Here is a 20999-nt window from a genome sequence, read left to right on the forward strand (position 1 = left end):
CAGACGTCTTAAGCGTTGGCGGCGGACGTCCTTATAGTGTCGCCCGCCACCGATCGTCCGCGAAGTCGCAGCCTAGTAGTTGATGCCCGGATTGTCGCCGGGATGGATCAGCCCGACCACGTCCATCCCGTCGGGATGCGTGCATTGCAGCGAGTGGCGGTGCTTGCGCGGGAAGAAGATGACGTCACCGGTGCGGACGCGCGCGCGGACGCTCTCGTTCCAGATCACCCCCTCGCCCGACAGGATGATCAACGCCTCTTCATAAAGATGGCGATGCATTTCCGCGCGGGATTGGGGAATATGGCCGATGAACTGCGTCGCTGTGGTCGATCCGACCCTTTTGTCGACGAGCATCTGGAAATAGCGCGGCCCCATGGCATGGCGCTGGCTCTCGTCGACGCCGACGGTGCGATCGGGCCAGCTTACGTCGAAATCGGCGGGCATCGCCGCCAATTCGTTCAGTGCGTCACTGGCGGGGCAGGCATGGATATGCACGCCGAGCGGATCGGCGCCCTGCTGGGTGAAGCGGAATGCTTCGCCGCCGCGAACATAGACGCCCATATCCTTCGCCAGCGCGAAGCTGCGGCCCGAGATCTCGACGGTGCCCTGTCCGGCCATCGTCCAGAGCACGATATCGCCGGCGGGAGACGCAAGCACGGGCGACTGGCCCTGACGGAGTTCGCCATAGAATTGCGCCTGATGCTGCGCACCCATCGCGCTCGACACGATCGTGCGGCACCACCAGTCGCCGGGCGCATCGGGGCGCGTCGCTTCGGCGGCGATCACATAGCAATGGCCGTCGAGCGAGCGGATGCCCTCCGCATTGCTTTCTGCCCAGGGCAAGTCCTCGGCCAGTTCGGCCTCTTCGGCATAGCCACCGGGAAGGTTGCTGTGCGCGCCGTCGCAGAACGGGCCGGTCGCGGTCTGCTTGCAGCCGCAGAACAGCACTTCCTCGCCATCGACGGTGCAGTCGTAGCGGATGGGTTCGATACCGGTGCCTTCATGCGAGCGCCCGTCGCAGAATGGCTGCCGCTTCGATCGCCCGCAGGCGCACCAGAGATAGGAACGCCCGGCCTTCAATTCCTTGTAGAACGGCTTACGGCTCGCCACGACGGCTTCGCCCATCGATACTCTCCCTGAACCCACAATCTTGCCGTCGCCGCCCTATCGGGTCGGCGACGGCGTTCGGTCTCTATCCGGCGATCATTCGAGCCAGAGCGGCCGATCATTCTCGTACCAGATCTCAACTTCCATGTTGCGGTGATCCATCACGCCCAGATGATAGGGATCGTTCTTCTTATATTCGGCATAGGGCCCCGGATAATCGCCGCGCCGCTTCTTGTAAGCCTCGAAGCTCGCCAGATCCTCATATTCCCAGACGATGAAATGGCGGCCGCTATTGGGGCCCGCGATTTCCTTCACATAATAGCGCAAGCTCTTCCATTCCTTGAACAGGTGGCGATTGGCGCCCACCCATTTGAGGAAATTGGTCATCGCGGCCTTGTGTTCGGCTTCCTTGCCCTGGATCGGAAACCAGCTTTCGGCTTCGAAGATCGCCATGTCAGCGTGCCCCCCTGCCGCCGCCGAGCTCGCCGGCGTAAAGGCGCGAAACGCGCTCCAGTTCGGCATCGCTGGGCCGGCGCGGATCGACCGCAGTCGCCGCCACGGCGGCCGGTGCTCCCACCGCGACGCCCGCCACCGCGAGTGAGGCGAGCCCCAGCGCCTGACGGCGGCTGGTGACCAGTTTCTCGTCCATCTCCTGTCCTTTCTTGGGGTGTTCCAATGCCCGGAAGTCTAGAATGTGCTGGATTTAAGTCAATTCATTTCATATGAAAAAGCATATTTATGGGAGATCGAAATGCGGACACTCGGCCTGGCCCTCACGCTTCTGGGAAGCGCCTGCGCATTGCCCCCGGCCAACGCTGAACGACCGGCGCCGCCGGCTGCGGCACCGGTCAAAGGGCAGATGACCTTTCTCTATTATAACGACCTGCCGCGCGCCGCCGCCTTCTACGAAAGGCTGCTCGGCACGCCGCCGCAGGACACGCCGGCATGGGTAAGGCTGTTCGACCTGACCGACACCGCCACCCTGGGATTGGTCAATGCAAAGGACGGAACGCTGCGCCCGTCGGACACCAAACCGGTGATGGTGACGGTGGTGGTCGACGGCATCCCCGCAGTCGATAGCTGGTACGATCGTGTCCGCGCACAGGGGATCGCGATCAGCGAAGAGCGCAAGACCACAAGGCTCGACGACAGACGGTCGATCCACGCCTTCATCTTCAAGGATCCCGAGGGCTATGCGATCGAGATCCTGACCTGGACGGCGAGCCAGCCGCGCTGACCGGCCACGAACCAGCAAAAAACCCCCGCCGGCATGGGACCGGCGGGGGTTTTTCTTGGCTTTTAGATGGCAGCCGGGACGGCCGCCATCCATGTGATCAGAATTTCACGCTGCCGCGCAGGCCCCAACGACGCAGGCCCGGCACCACGGCTGCGCCGTTGGCGAAACCGAAGTCGAACGACGCGCTGTAATATTTCTTGTCGAAGAGATTCTCGACATAGGCGGCAACGCGGAACCGCTCGTTTTCCAGACCAAGGCGCAGATTGACCTTGCCATAGCCCTTGACGAGATAGGGGAAGGTCGGCTGGCCCGCCATCACCGCGGCGATGTTGTTGACCGTGGTATAGGCATCGTCGGTGTAGAAATATTCGCCGCGCACGAACGCATCGAGGCTGTCGGTCAGCGGCGCGGTGTATTGCGCGAAGGTCGACAGCGTCCATTCGGGCGCCTTGGGTAGCGGCTTGCCAGACAGGTCGAGCGTGCCGAAATTGGTGCGCGCATCGGTGAACTTGTCGAAACGCGCCTTGAGATAGCCGACGTTCAGCCCGAGTTCGAGCCGCTCGGTGGGGGCTGCGAGCAGTTCGAGCTCGACGCCCTTGCTGGTAGCGCTCGCAGCGTTCGAGATACCGGCATAGTTGATGATGTTGCCGTTGGCGTCGCGCCCGACGACACCCGAACTCACCTGCACATCGCTCCAGTCGATATAGAAGAAAGCGAGATTCGCGCGCAGGTGATTGTCGAGCAGGGTGCTCTTCACGCCCACTTCGTAGTTCCACAGCGTCTCCGCGCCGAAATCGCTGCGCGCGCGCTGCGGATCGAGCTCGAAGCCACCCGATTTCCAGCCTTTCGAGACGCTTCCGTAGATATTGACGTCATCCGATGCGGCATATTTGATCGCGAAGCGCGGCGAGATGTCGCTGAAGCTGCGGCTCCCCCGAACATTCTGCAGCGGACCGCCGAATTCGATCTGGTCCTCGAACCGGTCGAGCTTGTCGTGCGAATAACGCGCACCGGCGGTGAGCGAGAGCGCGTCGGTGACGTCGAAGGTCGCCTCCGCGAACACCGCCTTCGACGTGATCTTCTGGTTGAAGTGCGACAGCTCGATCGGGAAATCCTCGGGCAGGCCGATATCGTTCTGCTTGCCCGCCGCGATGAACTCGCCCTCGCGATGCTTGTCGCGCGCATAGACCGCGCCGACGATCCAGTTCAGCCGCTTGTCGCCAACCGACTGGATGCGCAGCTCCTGCGAGAAGCTCTTGCGGCTGTCGTAGTTGAAGCCCTCGCGCAGGAAATCGACGCTCGAAAAGTCGAGCTCGCCGCTGCGGTTGAACTTGGCCGAGCCATAGCCGGTGATGCTGGTGACGCCGACATTCTCGCCCGTCCAGGCGATGCGCCCGACCGCAATATGATATTCGTTGTTCACCACCAGCGGCGCGTCATGCGCATAGTTGCGGCGGTTGTTCGGGTAGAAGCCGAGATTGGAATCGACCGGGCACGAGAAGGTGCCCCCCGGGCAGATCGACTTGATGAAGTCGCTCAGCACGCCAGTGTGGATCAGGCCGAAATCGTCGTCATGTTCCTTGGCGTAGTTGTACGACAGGTCGATCGTCAGCGATTCGGTGGGGGTGGCGCGCGCCGACAGCCGGGCCGCCTTGTAATCGCGGCCATTGCCGCCGCCGACGGGATGCTTGTTGTTGAACTCGCCGTCGGAGGTTTCCCACTTGCCCGCAGCGCGGATCGCGATCGTGTCGCTCAGCGGCACATTGACCATGCCGCCCAGTTCATAGGTGCCGAAGCGACCGATCATCGCATTGGCTTCGCCCGCGAAACGCGACGCATCGGGCTTCTGCGTGTTGAGGCTCATCACGCCGCCCGACGCGTTGCGACCGAAATAGGTGCCCTGCGGACCGCGCAGCACCTCGATCCGCTCCATGTCGATCAGGTGCGGGTTGAGCGCGATGTGCGAGATGTTGAAATCGTCGAGATAGATGCCGAACGACGACGCATTGCCGCCGACGTTCGAGATGCCGCGCAGCGCCAGGCCGAGCGCGCTGCTCGAGACGTTGTTGCCGCTGCGCACCGGGCTGTCGGTGATGAAGACGTTCGGCGTATTCTGGAAATAGGCGCCGACATCCTGGATGTTCGCGCGCTGCAATTCCTGCGCGCTGAATGCGGTCACCGCGACGGGCACGTCCTGGATGCTTTCACTGCGGCGCTGGGCGGTGACGACAATGTCTTCCAGCCCCTGATCCTCCGCACCGGTGGTCGTATCCTGCGCCGATGCCTGGCCGGCCATCGCCAGCAGCGCCGCGATCGCGGCCGTGCTGCAACCCGCCATGCGCCACATGTGATTGGTGATCGATGTCATTGATTTGCCTCCCTCTCATCGCCGTATCCCGGCATCCATGGGTCGAGCTCTCGCGGCCCCTCGACGCCGGTATAATTAGTTTATGCCTAAAATAAAATAGAAAAGCGCATATGAAAATGAATGGATATGCTTTTCCCGCGAAGAAGACCGCGCTGGCAGCCGGCGAAGCGGCGCTACCGGCGCGGCGCCAGGATCGCGTCGAGGCGTGCAGGCGTGGCGGGATCGCGTTCGAGCCGTGGGTAGCGCAGGCCCATGGCGCAGGCGATCCGGACATCGCGTACCGCATCACCGCGCCGGACCGTCAGCGTCAGCGGCTCCGAACGCCCCTTGCAGGCCGCGACCGCGTTTCCGATGCGCGCTCCGTCATAGACCTGACCCTCCACCGCGACGATCTGCGTGCCGATCGTCAGTTCGGCGGCGAAAGCAGGGCCGTCCCACACCACATCGGTGACGATGCCGCCCCTATCCGCCGTCAGCCCGATCGACCAGCTCAGATCGGTCACGCCGCGCTGCGCCTCCCCGCTGCGGAAAAAGCCGGTGGGCGTATCGGTATAGATCAGGCGGTAGCCGCCGCGCGCCAACCCGTCGAGCGGTGCATCGGGCGCGACTTTCTCTACCCGGTCGCGAAAGAACGAGGCCCAATCCCACGGAGCGATCACGTTCAATGCCGTCACGACGTCATCGAAGACATAGGGCACCGGCCGATAGGATCCGTCCTCGATCGAGAAGAAGGCGCGCACGAAATCGTCGAGGCTCCGCTTGCCGCCAGAGAGCGCGCGAATGCGCGTGTCGACATCGAGCCAGATAAGCTGGCCTTCCAGATAATAGTCGGAACCACGCTGCCAGTTCGGCCAGGGCTGCGCGCCCTCCGCATAGATCGAATGATTGGTGGTATCGAGCAGCGGACGCCATTGCCGGCCCGCGCGATTCTGCATCGTCGCGGCAGTCAGCGCGAAATTGTCGAGCCCGTCCTGCACACTGTGCAGCCCCGACCGCACGGCGAGCACCGCGCCCAGATAACGCGTCAGTCCTTCATAGACCCAGAGCAGGCTGTTCTGCATGGGCGTGTCGAGCGTGGGCGTCAGCAAGTCGGCGCCGCGGCGGAACTTGCCGTTCCAGCTATGGACAAATTCGTGCGGCAGCAGCTCGCGGCTCGGCGCGGTTCCGGCCCAGTCGGTGAAATAGTCAGGCACCGTGAAATTCTCGCTCGACCGGCCATGTTCGGCCCCCAGGCCGCCGATCTTCGCGGTCAGGCCAACAAGGAAGTCGTAGCGATCATAATGGCGGGACGCGAAGAGCTTGAGGCTCTGGTCGACCAGCCGGCGATGGGCCTCGATCTGCGCCGGACTGGCCACCAGCAGTTCGGGCCGATCGGCGAAGACCGCGAGCGTGACCGGCGCGTCCGACGATTCATCGAGGCTGTGGCGCACTGAATATCGACCGGCAAGGATCGGCGAGTCGACAAAGGTCTCGTAATCGACGGGCTTGAAGCGGATCACGCCGTCGGTGACGCTATCGGTCGCTAACGCGGTCGCGAATTGCCAGCCCTGGGGCAATTGCACGGACGCCTGCACCGTCATCCGGCGCGACGCGTAACCCGCCGGATAGGGCGCCAGCGACGTCCATTGCAGGTCGATCATCTCCGGACTGACCTCCATCCGACCCATCTTCGGATCGGTGGGGGAAAGATACTGGAACGCGACCTCGATCGTGTCCGCCCCCGGCGGCACGTCAACATGGATCGCATGCATCATCACCGGATCGCGCTTCCAGCCGATCTCCGCCCCCTTCGCGCGCACCGCCAGGCCGGCGATCCGCGCGATCGGCCCTGAAGGCGCATGATGCCCTGGCACCCAGCGCGGGAAATAGATCGTCATCGGCCCCGCCTTGGCGACCGGCAGGGTCATCGTGCCGCGCAGGATCGCGCGCGCGACGTCGCGCGCGTCGATCGACAGCCCGATGACGCCCGGATAATCGGCAGCGCGCAGCGCGCCCCGCCCCTCCTGCGCGTCCACGCCCTGCCCCTGTGCCATTTGCGGCGTCAGAACGAGAAACGCGGCGAACGCAGTCGCAACCTTGCCGATCATAGATATTCCTCCCCTTCGCACCGGGCTTCGCCGGCGGATATGAATATTATATCATATGATATTGCATGATTATCAAGTCAGTTCATCCGGAGTGCGTTCAGCCGGCGGGCGAGCGCGCCTGTGTTCTGGAGCCGCTCTAAGCCGGCGTTCGCCGCCATCCCATCAGGCAGAAAGCCAGCATCACGGCATTGCCGACCGCATCGAGCAGCCCGACCCAGGTGAAGACGGGATCGATGAAGGTGAACCACGCATTGAAAGCGAAGAAGGGAATAAGCGCGATGCCATAGGCAAGGAAGGTCGTGCGCGTGAAGCGGCTGAACGCCGCGAACAGCCCGGAGATCATCGCCTGCGCCCCGAAACAGGCGACAACGAAGGACAGGATCGGCGCTCCCGCCCGATATTCGGGCAGAAAGCAGAGATCGATCACACTCTGCGGCGCCAGCAGCGCCCATCCGCCGAGGATGAAGAACACCGATGCGATGCCCAATTGTATCCGTTTTGGCGTCATGGCCGCGCTCCCCGTCTGTCGCCATGCTATAAAGGCGCGATCGGCCGAGGGCGACTCGATGGACGGAGACCTTTCCCCCGCAGACAGGATTCGCGCCACCTATGCGCGCTGGCAGGAAACGCGCGGCGCGTCGGCCGAGGATTATCTGGCGCTGATGGCGCCCGATATCGAGATGCGATCGGTGCTGGGTCCGGACGTTCCCGATACCATCGCCGGCCCTGCGGTCGGGCTGAACGCCGCGCGCGCCTATTTCGACGCGCTGCACCGGGACTGGGAGATGATCGCCTTTCCCACCGAAGAGATCGTCGCCCAGGGCGATACCGTGGTCTGGATCGGCCGCTGCCATTGGCGCAGCCGCACGAGCCTGTCGGAAGTGGACAGCCCCAAGGTCGATATCTGGCATTTCCGCGACGGCAAGGCGGTGCGCGTGCTCGAGATGTTCGACTCGCTGGGTTTCGCGCGCGCCATCCGCCTCGTCTAACCCTATCGCTTGCGCACGAACTCCGCGCGCAGCACCAGTCCCTTGATCCCTTCGTAGCGGCAATCGATTTCCTGCGGATCGCCGGTCAGGCGGATCGACTTGATCAGCGTGCCGCGCTTGAGCGTCTGGCCCGCCCCCTTCACCTTCAAATCCTTGATCAACGTCACCTGATCGCCGTCGGCGAGCAAATTGCCGACGGCGTCGCGCACCTCGACGCCATCCGCCGGCGCACGTGCCGCCGCGTCGCCGGCACTGATCCATTCGCCCGTCGCTTCGTCATAGACGAACGCGTCCTCGTCTTCAGTCATCGTCATTCCTCGGCCATATGGGTATCGCAAACGCCCATAGCGCATGATGGCCGCCTGGCCATGACCTGCGTCAAAACGAACCGGGTACTTCCCTCTGCGCGGTGCTCGGCCGCTCCGGCGTCAGCAACTCGAAACGCGCCGGACCACCGCGAAACGCCTGTGCGCCCGCGCCCGGCGCGATCGGGGTGCAGCTTCGCCCGGCAAGGAAATCGAGCGCGCGCGCGACCGACTGTTCCTGCGGATCGCCGAGCGGCCGGGTGAGATCGTCAGCCGCCTGGCAGCTCGCCTCTACCTTGCCCGCCAGCCCATCATAATAATCGCCCTGGCGCGCGCTGTTCTGCGTGGCGAAGGCAATCACGCGCAATCGATCGTCGCAGGCCGCGCGATCGATCGCGATCTGCCCAACCGGCTTGCCATAGCTATTGGTACCGATCAGCGCGGCGCGTGCGTGCAAATATGGGATGAAGGCATTGATGACGAGTTCGCTCGCCGATGCCGTGCCGCTGGTGCCGATAAAGGCGATGCGCGACGGTGCGATCGATTGCGGCTGCGAGCGAAAATTGCGCGTTTCGTTCTCGGCCGATTTTTCGGGGCGATAGACGGTGTAGGAGAAGACCTCCGACGTGAACCGGTCGCGCCCGAGCAGATCGCCGAACAGTTCCGCGATCGAGACAAGCCCGCCACCATTATAGCGCAGGTCGACGATGACGTCGGTCACGCCCTGTGCGCGGAAGGTGGCGAAGGCGTTGCGCAGAGCCGGATCGGCGGTGGTGATGAAGCTGCGCAGATTGACATAGCCGACCTTGCGGCCGCCATCGTCGATCACCCTGGCGCCGTAGCGCGACGAGACTGGCGTCAGATCATAATCGGCCTTGGTGACCGTCACGGTCCGGGTCGCCGCCCCATCGGACACGCGGAAGGTGCGGCTGACGCCCGCGGTCGACGCTCCCAACGCGTTGGTGACGCCTTCGCTTCCCTCCGATGCGATGATGTCGCTGACGGTGCGCAACGACGCCGCGCTGGCGCCGACCGCGAGGATCTCCGTCCCCCGATCGATCCCGGCCGCCAGTGCCGGTGCGCCTTCAAAAGCTTCGGAGACGATCACGCGGCGCTGCACGGTATCGGTCGAGAGCCTGAAACCGAATCCCGCACTCGATCCCGACGCGTAATAGGCATCCTCTTCCGCGATCGAGGTGAGATAGGTGAAGAAACGATCGCGACGCTGCGACCGTGCGGTCGCGGTCAGCGCGTCGATATAGGCCTCCACCGTCGAATAGGGCGCGGGATCGAGCGTGACCGGCAATGTTTCGGGAAAGAGATACCATTCCCGAAGCTGAGTCGCCGCCCAGGTCTGCCGGTCGCGCAAGCTGCAGGCGGTCGGGGTCGGGGTTGGCGTCGGAGTGGGTGTAGGTGTCGGCGTGAATCCCCCGCTCGATCCGTCGCCGCCCCCGCCACAGGCGGATAGCATCGCGATCACGCCCAACGCCGCTCCCAGCCGCCGCTGAATCATCGTCCTACTCCACGCGATTCCAATTGGATGCTAAACCAGCTTCGGCGGCTGGGCCAGCAGGATCAGATCCAGCCTGGAGCATGGACGACCTCCAGCTTCATCCCATTCGCATCCGTCGGGCTCATCCCTCACCATCCGATAACCTAGTTATTCCAGCATCGGGCCGCAGAAACGGCGCTAAGCTGCGAGGTCGCTTACATTCAGGTCGATATGATGGAATGCACCCGGGTGATCGCATTCATCGCGCGCCCCTCATCTGTTTCCACTTTAAATGTTCCGCATATGTTCTATAAGGGCAGACCGCGCCCGACTCGCCGGACGCGGGCGGCGAATCCCATGACGATTCGCCGGCTCGCCGGGGACATCCACCCGGCCCGAAATCTTTTCAGGGGGGTTCGCAATGAATCGGCAGCGCCGTCATCATATGTATTTCTTCCTGCCGCCGCCGACCGAGATTCGGCGCGAGATCGCGCAATTTTGTTCGCCGACCCTGGTTGGAACGCCCGTACGTGAGGACAGGCTCCATGTCACGATCGGCACCGCGGGTGGATATGACGAGACGCCGCGCGGCGTGATCGCGCTGATCGTGGAAGCACTGGCAGATCTGACGCTGCCGTCTTGCGGACTGGTGTTCGACACTGTCATCGGCGGTCCCAGATCGGCGCTGCTGAAGCCGAGCGAGCACCTGCGCGGCTTCGATGCGCTGCAGATACGGATCGCGACCGCGATCGGCCTGCACCCGGCGCTCTGGTCGCATTTCCGGCCGCACATCACGCTTGGCTATGATGGCAGGTCGATGCCCGCCCGGCCGATCGATCCGATCAGCTGGACCGCCGACCGACTATGCCTTGTCGAAAGCCTGCATGGCGAGACCCGGCATATCGTTCACGGCAGTTGGCCATTGACGGCTTGTACGCAGAAAGCGGCCTGAGCTCTTTCATGCGCCCGGACAATCCCGCCGCAACGGGCATGCCCGGCAATCGGGCGCATGTTCATGGCAGTGACGCTGGCCGAGCCGCTTCATCGCGATATGGAGCAGCAACAGATCCTCGCCCGGCCAGTCGCGAAGATCGGCGGTGACCGCCTCGCTCGCCTCGCAATAGTCGGCGTTGCGGCGAACATAGCGAAGGCGCCGCAGCACGCGGCGCACATGTGTGTCGACGATGAAGACGGGGCGGCGCAGCGTGCTGGCGTTGAGCACCGATGCCGCCACCTTGCGCCCCACGCCAGGCAGATATTCAAGATAGGCGAGCGCGTCGGCAAGCGGCACGCCACCCAGAAATTCCAGGCGATAATCGGGCCTGTCACGACCGATGATCCGCAGCGCGCGCGCCATCCACTCCGCCTTGATCGACGCATGATTGACTCCGGCGATCACTGCCTCGATCTCATCGGGCGTCGCATGCGCCAGCCGCCGCACCGAGACGAACCTGCGCCCGATGGCGTCAAAGGCGGCCAGCGAGTCGGCATCGAGCGTCCGTCCGCTGATCATCGCCTTGATCAGCTCGCTCATCGGACGGCGCGGCGGGCGCAAACGGACATCCGCAAGCAGCGGTGCGAGCATTCCCCGCCAGCGGCCCAGATCGGAAATGGCGAAATCGAATCGCGCCTGCATCGGATGCATATCGAACAAAACAAGAACATGTGCCAGATGATTTCCTCCGGCCGGGAATCGCTCTAAGAGCATGCCCCTTCGCGTATCGGGAGATGAGACTTGCGAAAGGGTGGAATGATCGCACGCATATTGGGCGCCCTGGTGCTGACCCTGGCAACCATGGGAACAGCGATGGCGTGCGGCGCCACCTACACGATCGACGCCAGGGAACTGGCGCGGACGGTGAACAAGCAGGGCAAGGTGAAGAGCGTCACCTGGGCGCTCAGGGCCACGCATCCCTTCGGCCAGTCGCAGCGCACGCGCATGGTCGGCGGCACGCCGGAGGGAAGCTGGGTCCGCTTTTCGAGCGACGGGCGCTGGACCGCGCGGATCGGGCTGGAGAACGACCTGCGCATCCGGCCGGTGGAGATGAAGGTGGCGTTCGGTTTTTCGCTTGGTGACGCCAGTCATTCTGAACTTATCCCGACAGTGTGGTCGGATGCGATCACCGTGCCCAAGCGCGGTGCCCGCTGGACCGATGCGGGCGGCAAGCGCGGCCCCAAGGGCGTGACCTGGGACATGCTGCTGCAGGGCAATGTCGCGCCGCTCTGGACGGTGAGCTGCGCTGTGCAGGGTTGAATGAAGGAGATGGATGATGAGCGCCGGACGCATCAGGGTTGGCATCGGTGGATGGACCTACGAGCCGTGGCGCGGCACATTCTATCCCGACAAGCTGCCGCATGCGCGCGAGCTGGAACATGCCGCCTCGCGCATGGGGGCGATCGAGATCAACGGCACCTATTACAGCAGCTTCAAGCCCGAGAGCTTCCGAAAATGGGCCGATGCCGCCCCTCAGGATTTCGTCTTCACCGTCAAGGCCTCGCGCTTCTGCACCAATCGGAAGGTGCTGGCCGACGCGGGTGAGTCCATTGGAAAGTTCATCAATCAGGGGATCGCGGAACTCGGCGACAAGCTTGGCCCGATCCTGTGGCAGTTCATGCCGACCAAGAAATTCGACCGGGATGATTTCGGCGCCTTCCTGAAACTGCTGCCGGAGAAGGTGGACGGCGTGACACTGCGCCATGCGCTGGAAGTGCGGCATGGGAGCTTCGAGGACGAGACGTTCGTGGCGCTCGCGCGCGATGCCGGCGCAGCGATCGTCTTCGCCGACAAGGCCGGTTATCCGACCATCGACGAAACCACCGCCGATTTCGCCTATGCCCGGCTGCAAAGCGCCGAGGAGGAGATCGAGACCGGCTATACCACCGCCGCGCTCGACGATTGGGCGGAAAGGGCGAAGGGCTGGGCCAAGGGCAATCGCGACACATTCGTCTTCATGATCAACGGCGCCAAGGTCCGTGCGCCCGCCGCCGCGGAAGCGCTGACCGCGCGACTGGGCTGATGTTCGTCGCCGTCTATTGGTGGCGGGTCCATCCCGGCAAGGAAGAGCAGTTCCGCGAGGCCTGGCGGCGCGGCACGCGCGCGATCACGCGCATCTATGGCAGCTACGGATCGCGGCTGCACCAGGAACGCGACGGCCGGTTCGTCGGCTATGCGATGTGGCCCGACGAGGCGGCCTGGCAGGCGGCGATCGACGTGAAGATGGTTTATGATGATCCGGAGGCGCGCGCGATGTTCGTCGATGCCGTCGCCGAAACCCCGCCGGGGCATGCACCGATCCTGACCATGACCGTGACCGACGACCTGATCGTCGATACGCCGGGCGGATGACCGACGATGCGCTGATCTTCGTCTATGGCACGTTGCGGCCGGGCGGATCGGCTGAAGCGCGGATGATCGGTCAGGGCCACTGGCTTGGCCCAGCGACGGCATCGGGGCGACTTTACCGAATTTCGCATTATCCCGGCTTCGTCGCCGATACGGCAGGCGACGTCATCAAGGGTGCGCTGTTCGAGGCGGCCGATCCGGATGCCCTGCTCGCCGCGCTCGATATCTATGAAGGATGCGGCCCCGACGACCAGCCTCCACATGAATATGAGCGCATCCGCATCACGGTCGTCCATCAAGGCCGGTCACGTACAGCCTGGACCTACGTCTATGGCTGGCCGGTAAGCGAGGTGCATCGCATCTCAAGTGGCGATTTTCTCGGCGACAGCGCCTGATGTTCCTTATTTGTTCTTGATGAGGCATGCCACCTGGGCTAAAGGACCATCGAAGCTGGAGGTGAACCATGGCCAAGCGTGGAAGCTGTCACTGCGGAAATGTCGCGTTCGATGTCGATGCGTCACTCGACGAAGCGATGGAGTGCAATTGCTCGCATTGTTCGCGAAAGGGCTATCTGCTCGCCTTCGTGCCGCGTGGCGTGCTGACCCTCGATCCTGTCGAGGGCGAACTCCACACCTATCGGTTCAACAAGCACAGCATCGCGCATCATTTCTGCGGCACATGCGGCTGCGCGCCCTTCGCCGAAGGCACCGGCCCTGACGGTTCCGAGATGGCGGCGGTCAACCTGCGCTGCATTGAGGGGATCGATTTGAGTTCCATCAAAATCACCCAAGTCGACGGCCGCAGCTTTTAGCAATCGGCCATGCTGGCCTGCAAATGGCGTTTCCCTGCGCTTCCAGTGCTCACGTACTGAAGTACGCTGCGCGCCGGTTCTCGGAGATCACCATTTTCGAATCAGGCTGAGCCGATTGCAGGGCTTTTAACTCCTGTGCTTGGCGCGCCAGTCGCGGACGGCGGCCAGGGTGTTCTTCACATGATCGGCCGGATTGAGCTCGGAATGGACGTAAATGACCTTGCCGTTGGGCGCGATCACATAGGATGTGCGGTCGGACAGGTTGGGCGACTTGGCGAAGACGACGTCATAGGCCTTGATCATAGCCGGAGTCGCTGACGCGACCGCGAATTTGTCGCGGCATTCCTTGCGCGAGAATTCGTTGAGCACGCCGATCTCGTCGGCGGAAACGCCGATCACCGTGGCGCCCGCCTTGGCGAAATCGGGGGTCGCCTCCGCGAACATGTTCGCCTCGATCGTGCAGCCCTTGGTGAACGCCTTGGGATAGAAATAGAGAACGACCGGCCCCTTCTTCAGCGCGCGAGACAAGGTGAAGCTGAACGGCTTGCCCGCCAGCGATGCCTGGGTCGTGAAATCGGGCGCCTTGGCGCCGGGCGCGAGCGCAGCCTGGACGGGCGTCAGCGCAAGCAGCGAAGCGGCGGCGATGGCGTAGCGAAGCGTCTTCATGGAGTGGCACCCTCTCTCGGCGGCGGATAGCTCAACCTACGCGCAAACCGCGCGCCTTTGAAGCGGCTTGCGCGATTGTCGCTTCCTTAACTCTCCTCCCTTTAAGCGCGGTCGATACAGTCGCCTTCGGGGGAGTGAAGTTGCTCAAAGTCTATGCCTGTATCGCGGAACAGCACGATCACCGGCTGGTCCTGCTGGCGGGCATCATCTGCATCCTCGCGTCCGTGCTCGCGGTTCTCGTCGCGAGGCGTGCATCGGCGCTTCGCCGCGAACAGCGGCCGCAATGGATCGCACTGGCGGGCGTCGCCAGCGGCCTTGGGATCTGGTCGACCCATTTCATCGCGATGATCGCCTACGAGCCCCAATTGCCCGTGGGCTACGATGTTCCGCTGACATTGCTGTCGATCGCTGCCGCCGTGGCGATGAGCGGCCTCGCCTGGTGGCTGGAGCTTCGCACGCGGCGGCGCTCATTGTCACCGCTGCCAGCGCTCGTGCTCGCGGCCGGAATCGCGACCATGCATTATATCGGCATGGCGGCCCTGCGCGTGCAGGGCCATGTGCTATGGGACGGGCAATTGGTGTCCGCCTCGCTTGTCACAAGCGCGGTGCTCGCCTGGACCGCGCTGATCGCACGCCGGCGGCTTCGGCGCGGATCGGTCGCCGCCGCCGCCCTGCTGTTCGCGCTCGCCATCTGCGGCCTCCACTTCATCGCGATGGCGGCGGCGAGCATCCTGCCCGATCCGCGCATCGCCATGCCCGCCGATGCCATCCGTTCGGACACGCTGGCGATCCTGGTCGGCGCAGGCGCCTTCATGCTGATCCTGGTCGGCGGCATGTATCTGTGGTTCGACCATCGCCTGGCGCTGCGCCGCATCGCCGAACAACAGCGCGTCACCGATTTCGCCAATGCCGCGATCGAGGGACTGGCCGTGATCGAGGGGAGCCGGATCGTCGACGTCAACGCGGCGCTCCGCGCGCTGGCCGGCTGGTCGCACGCCGCCGTCGCGCCGCTCGCCGTCACCCTCCCCGCCCTCGCCGACAGGCTGTCGCTGACGCAATTGATCGAATCAGGGCAGACCCGCGAGATGATCCTGCGCGCAAGCGATGGCGACATGATCGATGTCGAAGTGACGGCGCGACCGATCGCATGGCGCGGCAGGCCGCACACCGTGCTCGTGGTCACCGATATCCGCGCGCGCAAGGAAGCCGAGCAGCGCATCCACCACCTTGCCTATCACGATCCGCTGACCGGCATCGCCAACCGTTCGCTGTTCAACACCCGTGTCGCCGAAGCGGCGGCCACGCGCGGCCCGGACGACGAGATCGCGGTGTTCTGCTTCGACCTCGACCGGTTCAAGTCGATCAACGATCTCTACGGTCATTCGGTGGGCGACGAGTTGCTGCGCCATGTCGCGAACGAGCTCAGGCAGGTCTCGACCGCCGGAATGCTGCCCGCGCGGCTTGGCGGCGACGAGTTCGCGATGATGTGCCGGATGCGCGAGCTCGAAATGGACGCGGCCTCGATCGCGCGCCGGATCCTCGCACGGCTCAATCGGCCCGTCACGATCGGGAACCAGATGTTGCGCATCTCCGCCAGCCTGGGGATCGCGATGATCCCCGGCGACGCGACCGAGGCGGACGTGGCGCTTCGCCATGCCGATCTGGCACTCTATCGCGCCAAGGCAGATGGGCGCGGCATATTCCGCTTCTTCGAACCGGCGATGGATGCCATGGCCAGGGACCGGGCCGCGCTGGAAGCCGATCTGCGCCGCGCGATCACCGAGGACGGCCTGCATATAGACTATCAGCCGCTGGTCGGCATCGAAGCTGGGCGTGTTGAGGGATTCGAGGCGCTCGTGCGCTGGAACCATCCCGAGCGCGGCCTGATGATGCCCGACGATTTCATTCCGATCGCCGAGGATAGCGGCCTGATCATCGAACTCGGCGAATGGGTGTTGCGCAAGGCCTGCACCGACGCGGCATGCTGGGATCCGCCGCTCAAATTGTCGGTGAACCTGTCGCCCGCTCAGTTCGCCTATGCCGATATCTGCGAAACCGTGGCGTGCGCGCTGGCCGATGCCGGACTGCCGCCCAAGCGGCTGGAACTCGAGATCACCGAAGGTGTGTTCGTGCAGGATGCCGAACGCGGCATCGCGATCCTCAGCCGCCTGCGTGAGACCGGCGTGCAGATCGCGATGGACGATTTCGGGACGGGCTATTCGAGCCTGAGCTATTTCCGGCAATTCCCGTTCGACAAGGTGAAGATCGACCGGTCGTTCATCGCCGACATGCTTCACAACGGCCAGGCCCGCTCGATCGTCGAGGCGATCATCTCGCTGGGACGCGGCCTCAATCTCGAGGTGGTCGCGGAAGGCGTGGAGACCGAGGAGCAACTCGATCAGTTGCGGCAGCAGGGTTGCACGCAGGTCCAGGGCTATCTGATCAGCGAACCCCGCCCGATCGGTCAGTTCGCGGGGTCCGTTCTTTCCGATCCGGCCTGGACGGCGGAACAGCGGGCGCAGTCGCGCCAGGCCTGAAACCTCAGGCGGCGGGTGCGATCAGGCCGATCAGCAGATAAAGGATGATCGTCGATCCAACGCCGAGCAAGGTGAGCGCGACAGCCGCGATGCGGATGATCGTGGGATCGATGCCCGTCCAGCGCGCAAAGCCGGCGCAGACGCCCATCACCTTGGCATTGGTCTTGTCGAGAGCGAAACGGGCGGTCATGTCTGCGGTTTCCTGTGAAAAGCGGGTGCGTTGAATTTGAGAAGGTCGGACGCCGGTCCTCAACGGACCGGCGCGACGACTGCGGCCTGGGCTTCGGACGGCGCAACAGCGGTGCCGACGAAAACGGTCGCGAGGAAAAGGGCGCCGACCAGCGAAACCGCCGCGCGCTGAACGTTGGAAAGGTCGATGGACATTTGATCACTCCCTGAATTTGAACCGCTCCACCCGACCATCGGGCGGAGATGCCAATCAGATTGCAGGGACCGTGCCAATTTTATGGAATCCCGGATTTTCGGCGATTTTATCCTTTAAAGTGTGCTGACGCCGTCCGTTACCTATCCAACATGTGGGATAATTCACCACTATATGGTGCAACCCTAGGTGGCGGGACGCATCGTCGCTTGCCGAGACGCCTTGCGACAGACGATGCGCAGCATGGGATAGTCGAGATCGGTGTTCGCAAGCAGCACCTCACCGGCAGCGGCCCGGCAGGCCGTCGGGCTTGCATAGAGCGTCGGCGCCGTCCGGACTGTCTCGCAACCGGTGCCGGCATCGCCACAGCCCAATATCGCCATCACATAGAAGACCGGTTGCATCGCGACTCTCCCCTTCGCGCGATGGTTTGCCCGTTGCGCAAGCGGTCCGCTGTGGCGCAGGTCACAGCCCCTGTTCGCCCGCGCCACAAGCCGCTAGATTGGCGCGCAAAGGATTTCAGCATGCTCGATACCCCCTCCTCATCCGTGCCCCCGCTGTCACTTGCCGACGAGGAGCGCGATCCCGACGCTTTCGCGCACGATTTCGGCGCATCGTTCGAACGCTATGGTTTCGCGGTGATCGCCGATCACGGCATCGATCAGGGGTTGATCGAACGCGCCTGGGCGCTGACCAAGGCGTTTTTCGAAGAGCCGACAGCCTACAAGATGCAATATCATCTGCCCGGCAAGGCCGGTGCGCGCGGCTATACCGCCTTCGGCACGGAGATCGCCAAGGATGCGAGCGAGCATGACCTGAAGGAATTCTGGCATGTCGGCCGCGATCTGCCGGCCGGCCACCCCTATCGCGCGACCATGCCCGATAATCTCTGGCCGGATCGTCCCGAAGGGTTCCGCGAGACCTTTTCGGCGCTGTATGCCGAGTTCGACCGGGTCGGTGCACGGTTGCTGTCCGCGATCGCCCGACATCTGGGACTGGCGCCCGACTGGTTCGTCGATCCCGTCCATAACGGCAACAGCGTATTGCGCTTGCTCCATTACCCCCCGGTCTCGGCTGATGCACCCGGCGTGCGCGCGGGTGCACACGAAGACATCAATCTGATCACATTGCTGCTGGGGGCGGAGGAATCAGGCCTGCAGTTGCTCGACCGCGACGGGCACTGGCTGCCGATCAAGCCGCCCGAGGGTGCGCTGGTGGTCAATGTGGGAGACATGCTGCAGCGGCTGACCAACCATGTGCTGCCCTCGACCACGCATCGCGTCGTCAATCCGCCGCCGGAGCGGCGCGGCGTGGCGCGCTACTCGATGCCGTTCTTCCTGCACCTGCGTTCCGATTTCGAGATCAGGACCTTGCCTGGCTGCGTCAGTGCCGAGAATCCGGATCGCTATCCCGATCCGATCACCGCCGACGACTATCTGTTCCAGCGCCTGCGCGAGATCGGTCTGCTCAAATAGCATCCCACGCGCAGGTGTTCAGGTCAGGCCGTCCCAGAGCAGCTTGAGCCCGACAAGGATCATCAGCGCATAGAGCGCATGATAGAAGCGCTCGGGCGACACCCGGCGGACCAGCCATACGCCAGCGATCGTCGACAGGATGGCGATGGGCATCAGGATCGCAGCGGTGGCCAGCGTCTCCCGGGTGAACTGGCCCAGCGCCCAATAGACCGGCACCTTGATCCAGTTGACCGTGGCGAAGAAGACCGCGGTGGTTCCCGCGAGCGTAAGATGATCCAGGCGCTTGGGGATCACCCACATCTGAAACGGCGGCACGCCCGCATGCGCGATCTGGCTGGTGAAGCCGCAGGCCAGACCAAAGATCGAGCCCAGCCATGCCGGTGCGTTCGGTGCGGCGGCGATCGCGCCACGCCGTTCGACCCAGATACGCTGCGCCGCGAAGACGACGGTGATCGCCCCGAGTGCCGCCATCACCGCATCCACCGATACCCATGCGGCAAGCAGCCAGCCCAGGCCGATGCCGACCACCGTGCCCGGCAGCAGTTCAACGATGACCCGAGCATTCCATTCGCGGCGGAACGACCACACGCCGACCACATCCTGCACGATCAGGATCGGCAGCAGGATCGCGGCGGCCTGGATCGGCGAGATCGCCATCGCAAGCATCGGCAGCGAGATCGCACCGAGGCCGGCAAAACCGCCCTTGCTCAATCCCACCAGGATCACGGCGGGAATGGCCAGCATGTAGAAAGCGGGATCGGTCAGCACCGATCAGGCCGCCATGACGTCATCTTATGGCGCTTCCCAGCATAGGCGCGGGAAAGTGCGCGACACCGGCAAGCAACGGCGCGATTTCATCGAAGCTTTTCGCGATGATGTCGACGCCCAACGCGCGCAGCCGGACATCATGGTCGCGCGCGCAATGCTGCCCCACGCACAAGCCGATGACATGGGCGCCTGAAGCGAGCGCGCCGGTCACGCCAACGGGTGAATCCTCGATGATGAGCGTGTTGCGGATATCCGCGCCGATCGCCTGGGCTGCATGCAGATAGAGATCCGGGGCCGGCTTGCCACGCTCGACATGTTCCCGCCCGCTATAGATATGCCCCCGAAACGTATCACCGATGCCGAGATGATCGAGATGCGCCGCGATCCAACGCGTCGAGCTAGACGAGGCAATGGCGCGCGGCAGCGTCGGTGGCAGGCCGCGGACGAAGCCGACGGCACCGGCGACCGCGGCGATCCCTTCACGGATCATACGAGCGTCTTCCTCTTCCCGGATCGCGTGAAAAGCCGGCGGCACCGGCCCACCGATCCAGGCGGAAATCGCATCCAGGAAATCCCTGCCGGCCAGCCCCATGAAATTGGCCATCGAATCCTCGACGCTCGTCGGATGGCCCAATACGGTCAGCGTCTCCGCAAGATGGCGATTGCCGGCATATTCGCTTTCGAGCAGCACGCCGTCGAAATCGAAGATGATCGCCTCGATCGTCACCCGCGACCGCCGAACAGTGCAGTGCCAACACGGACATGGGTCGCGCCGATCATGATCGCTGTCTCGTAATCTCCCGACATGCCCATGCTAAGCCCGCTCAGCCCGTTGTCGCGCGCGATCTTGGCAAGCAGCGCGAAATAGGGTGCGGGTTCGACATTGGCGGGCGGCACGCACATCAGCCCGCGCACCGGCAGGTCGGCAACGCGTGCTTCGGCCAGCAGCGCCGGCAGATCGCCGACGACGCACCCGCCCTTCTGTTCTTCCGCGCCGATATTCACTTGGACGAAGCAATCGGGCCGCCGCCCCTGCTTGTCCATTGCCCGCGCCAGTGCCGCGACCACCGAACCTCGATCGACCGAATGGATCGCGTCGAACAAGGCGACAGCGGCGTCGGCCTTGTTCGACTGGAGCTGTCCGATCAGGTGCAGCGCCAGATCGGTATTCTCTTCGCGAAGCGCAGGCCATTTGGCTTCGGCTTCCTGCACGCGATTTTCGCCGAACACGCGCTGGCCGGCATCAATCAACGGTCGGATGGCATCGACACCGTGGGTCTTGGAGACCGCGATCAGCGTGACAGCGTTAGCCGGGCGCTTTGCAAGCGCCGCGGCCTTCGCCATGGCGGAGCGAACCGCGGCCAGACGAGCGCCTGCATCATCAGGGCTTTCATGGAAGGTCATGCCGGCTGCTATAGAAAGCGCGATGCCC

General features: G+C 63.9%; 26 protein-coding genes. 10 read left to right on the forward strand and 16 right to left on the reverse strand.

Annotation, left to right across the window (positions count from 1 at the left end):
* Window positions 1–72: 72 nt before the first annotated feature.
* The 3 genes from ACODTA_RS16210 to ACODTA_RS16220 all read right to left on the reverse strand — a co-directional run bounded on the left by ACODTA_RS16210 (window position 73) and on the right by ACODTA_RS16220 (window position 1756).
* Entirely contained in the window at window positions 73–1125 is a 1053-nt protein-coding gene (locus ACODTA_RS16210) for a cupin domain-containing protein (RefSeq protein WP_489066996.1), read from the reverse strand.
* Window positions 1126–1203: 78 nt separating this feature from the next.
* Window positions 1204–1560: a hypothetical protein gene (locus tag ACODTA_RS16215; RefSeq protein ID WP_489066997.1), complete on the reverse strand. Its 357-nt coding sequence runs from the start codon at window positions 1558–1560 to the stop codon at window positions 1204–1206.
* Window position 1561: 1 nt separating this feature from the next.
* A complete protein-coding gene (locus ACODTA_RS16220) occupies window positions 1562–1756 on the reverse strand; it encodes a hypothetical protein (protein ID WP_489066998.1) in 195 nt (64 codons plus the stop codon).
* Between the two features lie 102 nt (window positions 1757–1858).
* Between ACODTA_RS16220 and ACODTA_RS16225 the strand changes: the two genes are divergently transcribed.
* Entirely contained in the window at window positions 1859–2344 is a 486-nt protein-coding gene (locus ACODTA_RS16225) for a VOC family protein (RefSeq protein ID WP_489066999.1), read from the forward strand.
* A gap of 97 nt (window positions 2345–2441) precedes the next feature.
* On the opposite strand, the gene ACODTA_RS16230 is transcribed toward ACODTA_RS16225, so the two are convergent.
* From ACODTA_RS16230 to ACODTA_RS16240, 3 genes are all read right to left on the reverse strand, one after another.
* Window positions 2442–4712, reverse strand: coding sequence for a TonB-dependent receptor (locus ACODTA_RS16230; RefSeq protein ID WP_489067000.1), 2271 nt, complete (start codon window positions 4710–4712; stop codon window positions 2442–2444).
* 173 nt (window positions 4713–4885) lie between these two features.
* Window positions 4886–6799: a M61 family metallopeptidase gene (locus tag ACODTA_RS16235; protein WP_489067001.1), complete on the reverse strand. Its 1914-nt coding sequence runs from the start codon at window positions 6797–6799 to the stop codon at window positions 4886–4888.
* Window positions 6800–6935: 136 nt separating this feature from the next.
* The gene (locus ACODTA_RS16240) at window positions 6936–7307 is read right to left on the reverse strand and encodes a hypothetical protein (protein WP_489067002.1); all 372 of its coding nucleotides are present in this window, start codon (window positions 7305–7307) and stop codon (window positions 6936–6938) included.
* Window positions 7308–7365: 58 nt separating this feature from the next.
* Here ACODTA_RS16240 and ACODTA_RS16245 point away from each other — a divergent pair, with 58 nt between their 5' ends.
* Window positions 7366–7788: a nuclear transport factor 2 family protein gene (locus ACODTA_RS16245; RefSeq protein ID WP_489067003.1), complete on the forward strand. Its 423-nt coding sequence runs from the start codon at window positions 7366–7368 to the stop codon at window positions 7786–7788.
* Between the two features lie 2 nt (window positions 7789–7790).
* On the opposite strand, the gene ACODTA_RS16250 is transcribed toward ACODTA_RS16245, so the two are convergent.
* Complete coding sequence (locus ACODTA_RS16250; protein WP_489067004.1) at window positions 7791–8096, reverse strand: alkylphosphonate utilization protein; 306 nt, start codon at window positions 8094–8096, stop codon at window positions 7791–7793.
* A 70-nt stretch (window positions 8097–8166) separates the two neighbouring features.
* Window positions 8167–9606 carry a S41 family peptidase gene (locus ACODTA_RS16255; RefSeq protein WP_489067005.1) on the reverse strand — a complete coding sequence of 480 codons (1440 nt, stop codon included), beginning with the start codon at window positions 9604–9606 and terminating at the stop codon, window positions 8167–8169.
* Between the two features lie 400 nt (window positions 9607–10006).
* Here ACODTA_RS16255 and ACODTA_RS16260 point away from each other — a divergent pair, with 400 nt between their 5' ends.
* Window positions 10007–10537 (forward strand): 2'-5' RNA ligase family protein, encoded by a 531-nt coding sequence (locus tag ACODTA_RS16260; protein ID WP_489067006.1) that lies wholly within the window; start codon window positions 10007–10009, stop codon window positions 10535–10537.
* 6 nt (window positions 10538–10543) lie between these two features.
* Here ACODTA_RS16260 and ACODTA_RS16265 read toward each other — a convergent pair whose 3' ends face one another.
* Window positions 10544–11119: an endonuclease III domain-containing protein gene (locus ACODTA_RS16265; RefSeq protein ID WP_489067007.1), complete on the reverse strand. Its 576-nt coding sequence runs from the start codon at window positions 11117–11119 to the stop codon at window positions 10544–10546.
* 201 nt (window positions 11120–11320) lie between these two features.
* On the opposite strand from ACODTA_RS16265, the gene ACODTA_RS16270 reads away from it, so the two are divergent.
* The 5 genes from ACODTA_RS16270 to ACODTA_RS16290 all read left to right on the forward strand — a co-directional run bounded on the left by ACODTA_RS16270 (window position 11321) and on the right by ACODTA_RS16290 (window position 13739).
* Window positions 11321–11839 carry a hypothetical protein gene (locus ACODTA_RS16270; protein WP_489067008.1) on the forward strand — a complete coding sequence of 173 codons (519 nt, stop codon included), beginning with the start codon at window positions 11321–11323 and terminating at the stop codon, window positions 11837–11839.
* A gap of 16 nt (window positions 11840–11855) precedes the next feature.
* Complete coding sequence (locus ACODTA_RS16275) at window positions 11856–12602, forward strand: DUF72 domain-containing protein (RefSeq protein ID WP_489067009.1); 747 nt, start codon at window positions 11856–11858, stop codon at window positions 12600–12602.
* Window positions 12602–12931, forward strand: coding sequence for an antibiotic biosynthesis monooxygenase family protein (locus ACODTA_RS16280; RefSeq protein WP_489067010.1), 330 nt, complete (start codon window positions 12602–12604; stop codon window positions 12929–12931). Before ACODTA_RS16275 ends, ACODTA_RS16280 begins: the two co-directional genes overlap by 1 nt.
* Entirely contained in the window at window positions 12928–13323 is a 396-nt protein-coding gene (locus tag ACODTA_RS16285; RefSeq protein ID WP_489067011.1) for a gamma-glutamylcyclotransferase family protein, read from the forward strand. The genes ACODTA_RS16280 and ACODTA_RS16285 overlap by 4 nt, the downstream gene beginning before the upstream one ends.
* 68 nt (window positions 13324–13391) lie before the next feature.
* Complete coding sequence (locus ACODTA_RS16290; RefSeq protein WP_489067012.1) at window positions 13392–13739, forward strand: GFA family protein; 348 nt, start codon at window positions 13392–13394, stop codon at window positions 13737–13739.
* A gap of 126 nt (window positions 13740–13865) precedes the next feature.
* Here ACODTA_RS16290 and ACODTA_RS16295 read toward each other — a convergent pair whose 3' ends face one another.
* A complete protein-coding gene (locus ACODTA_RS16295; protein WP_489067013.1) occupies window positions 13866–14405 on the reverse strand; it encodes a peroxiredoxin in 540 nt (179 codons plus the stop codon).
* A gap of 134 nt (window positions 14406–14539) precedes the next feature.
* Between ACODTA_RS16295 and ACODTA_RS16300 the strand changes: the two genes are divergently transcribed.
* Window positions 14540–16942, forward strand: coding sequence for an EAL domain-containing protein (locus ACODTA_RS16300; RefSeq protein WP_489067014.1), 2403 nt, complete (start codon window positions 14540–14542; stop codon window positions 16940–16942).
* Window positions 16943–16946: 4 nt separating this feature from the next.
* On the opposite strand, the gene ACODTA_RS16305 is transcribed toward ACODTA_RS16300, so the two are convergent.
* From ACODTA_RS16305 to ACODTA_RS16315, 3 genes are all read right to left on the reverse strand, one after another.
* Window positions 16947–17132, reverse strand: coding sequence for a PspC domain-containing protein (locus tag ACODTA_RS16305; protein ID WP_489067015.1), 186 nt, complete (start codon window positions 17130–17132; stop codon window positions 16947–16949).
* Between the two features lie 59 nt (window positions 17133–17191).
* The gene (locus ACODTA_RS16310; RefSeq protein WP_281423029.1) at window positions 17192–17326 is read right to left on the reverse strand and encodes a hypothetical protein; all 135 of its coding nucleotides are present in this window, start codon (window positions 17324–17326) and stop codon (window positions 17192–17194) included.
* 183 nt (window positions 17327–17509) lie between these two features.
* Window positions 17510–17728, reverse strand: a complete 219-nt coding sequence (locus ACODTA_RS16315; protein ID WP_489067016.1) for a hypothetical protein — start codon at window positions 17726–17728, stop codon at window positions 17510–17512.
* A gap of 120 nt (window positions 17729–17848) precedes the next feature.
* Here ACODTA_RS16315 and ACODTA_RS16320 point away from each other — a divergent pair, with 120 nt between their 5' ends.
* A complete protein-coding gene (locus tag ACODTA_RS16320) occupies window positions 17849–18799 on the forward strand; it encodes an isopenicillin N synthase family dioxygenase (protein WP_489067017.1) in 951 nt (316 codons plus the stop codon).
* Between the two features lie 18 nt (window positions 18800–18817).
* On the opposite strand, the gene ACODTA_RS16325 is transcribed toward ACODTA_RS16320, so the two are convergent.
* From ACODTA_RS16325 to ACODTA_RS16335, 3 genes are read right to left on the reverse strand one after another with little or no spacing between them, the layout of a single operon-like run.
* Window positions 18818–19567, reverse strand: coding sequence for a sulfite exporter TauE/SafE family protein (locus ACODTA_RS16325; RefSeq protein WP_489067018.1), 750 nt, complete (start codon window positions 19565–19567; stop codon window positions 18818–18820).
* A gap of 19 nt (window positions 19568–19586) precedes the next feature.
* Window positions 19587–20294, reverse strand: a complete 708-nt coding sequence (locus ACODTA_RS16330; RefSeq protein WP_489067019.1) for an HAD family hydrolase — start codon at window positions 20292–20294, stop codon at window positions 19587–19589.
* Window positions 20291–20971, reverse strand: a complete 681-nt coding sequence (locus ACODTA_RS16335; RefSeq protein WP_489067020.1) for a YggS family pyridoxal phosphate-dependent enzyme — start codon at window positions 20969–20971, stop codon at window positions 20291–20293. The genes ACODTA_RS16330 and ACODTA_RS16335 overlap by 4 nt, the downstream gene beginning before the upstream one ends.
* Window positions 20972–20999: the final 28 nt, after the last annotated feature.

It is taken from the genome of Sphingomonas sp. FG14 (assembly GCF_057809675.1).

Excerpts from the sequence above, each read along its gene's own strand:
- ACODTA_RS16280 (WP_489067010.1), top strand. The coding sequence starts at position 12,602 with ATGTTCGTCGCCGTCTATTGGTGGCGGGTCCATCCCGGCAAGGAAGAG.
- ACODTA_RS16310 (WP_281423029.1), bottom strand. The coding sequence starts at position 17,326 with ATGTCCATCGACCTTTCCAACGTTCAGCGCGCGGCGGTTTCGCTGGTC.
- ACODTA_RS16225 (WP_489066999.1), top strand. The coding sequence starts at position 1,859 with ATGCGGACACTCGGCCTGGCCCTCACGCTTCTGGGAAGCGCCTGCGCA.
- ACODTA_RS16290 (WP_489067012.1), top strand. The coding sequence starts at position 13,392 with ATGGCCAAGCGTGGAAGCTGTCACTGCGGAAATGTCGCGTTCGATGTC.
- ACODTA_RS16250 (WP_489067004.1), bottom strand. The coding sequence starts at position 8,096 with ATGACTGAAGACGAGGACGCGTTCGTCTATGACGAAGCGACGGGCGAA.
- ACODTA_RS16215 (WP_489066997.1), bottom strand. The coding sequence starts at position 1,560 with ATGGCGATCTTCGAAGCCGAAAGCTGGTTTCCGATCCAGGGCAAGGAA.
- ACODTA_RS16235 (WP_489067001.1), bottom strand. The coding sequence starts at position 6,799 with ATGATCGGCAAGGTTGCGACTGCGTTCGCCGCGTTTCTCGTTCTGACG.
- ACODTA_RS16275 (WP_489067009.1), top strand. The coding sequence starts at position 11,856 with ATGAGCGCCGGACGCATCAGGGTTGGCATCGGTGGATGGACCTACGAG.
- ACODTA_RS16240 (WP_489067002.1), bottom strand. The coding sequence starts at position 7,307 with ATGACGCCAAAACGGATACAATTGGGCATCGCATCGGTGTTCTTCATC.
- ACODTA_RS16220 (WP_489066998.1), bottom strand. The coding sequence starts at position 1,756 with ATGGACGAGAAACTGGTCACCAGCCGCCGTCAGGCGCTGGGGCTCGCC.
- ACODTA_RS16260 (WP_489067006.1), top strand. The coding sequence starts at position 10,007 with ATGAATCGGCAGCGCCGTCATCATATGTATTTCTTCCTGCCGCCGCCG.
- ACODTA_RS16210 (WP_489066996.1), bottom strand. The coding sequence starts at position 1,125 with ATGGGCGAAGCCGTCGTGGCGAGCCGTAAGCCGTTCTACAAGGAATTG.
- ACODTA_RS16320 (WP_489067017.1), top strand. The coding sequence starts at position 17,849 with ATGCTCGATACCCCCTCCTCATCCGTGCCCCCGCTGTCACTTGCCGAC.
- ACODTA_RS16255 (WP_489067005.1), bottom strand. The coding sequence starts at position 9,606 with ATGATTCAGCGGCGGCTGGGAGCGGCGTTGGGCGTGATCGCGATGCTA.
- ACODTA_RS16315 (WP_489067016.1), bottom strand. The coding sequence starts at position 17,728 with ATGCAACCGGTCTTCTATGTGATGGCGATATTGGGCTGTGGCGATGCC.
- ACODTA_RS16295 (WP_489067013.1), bottom strand. The coding sequence starts at position 14,405 with ATGAAGACGCTTCGCTACGCCATCGCCGCCGCTTCGCTGCTTGCGCTG.
- ACODTA_RS16335 (WP_489067020.1), bottom strand. The coding sequence starts at position 20,971 with ATGACCTTCCATGAAAGCCCTGATGATGCAGGCGCTCGTCTGGCCGCG.
- ACODTA_RS16265 (WP_489067007.1), bottom strand. The coding sequence starts at position 11,119 with ATGAGCGAGCTGATCAAGGCGATGATCAGCGGACGGACGCTCGATGCC.
- ACODTA_RS16230 (WP_489067000.1), bottom strand. The coding sequence starts at position 4,712 with ATGACATCGATCACCAATCACATGTGGCGCATGGCGGGTTGCAGCACG.
- ACODTA_RS16285 (WP_489067011.1), top strand. The coding sequence starts at position 12,928 with ATGACCGACGATGCGCTGATCTTCGTCTATGGCACGTTGCGGCCGGGC.
- ACODTA_RS16245 (WP_489067003.1), top strand. The coding sequence starts at position 7,366 with ATGGACGGAGACCTTTCCCCCGCAGACAGGATTCGCGCCACCTATGCG.
- ACODTA_RS16305 (WP_489067015.1), bottom strand. The coding sequence starts at position 17,132 with ATGACCGCCCGTTTCGCTCTCGACAAGACCAATGCCAAGGTGATGGGC.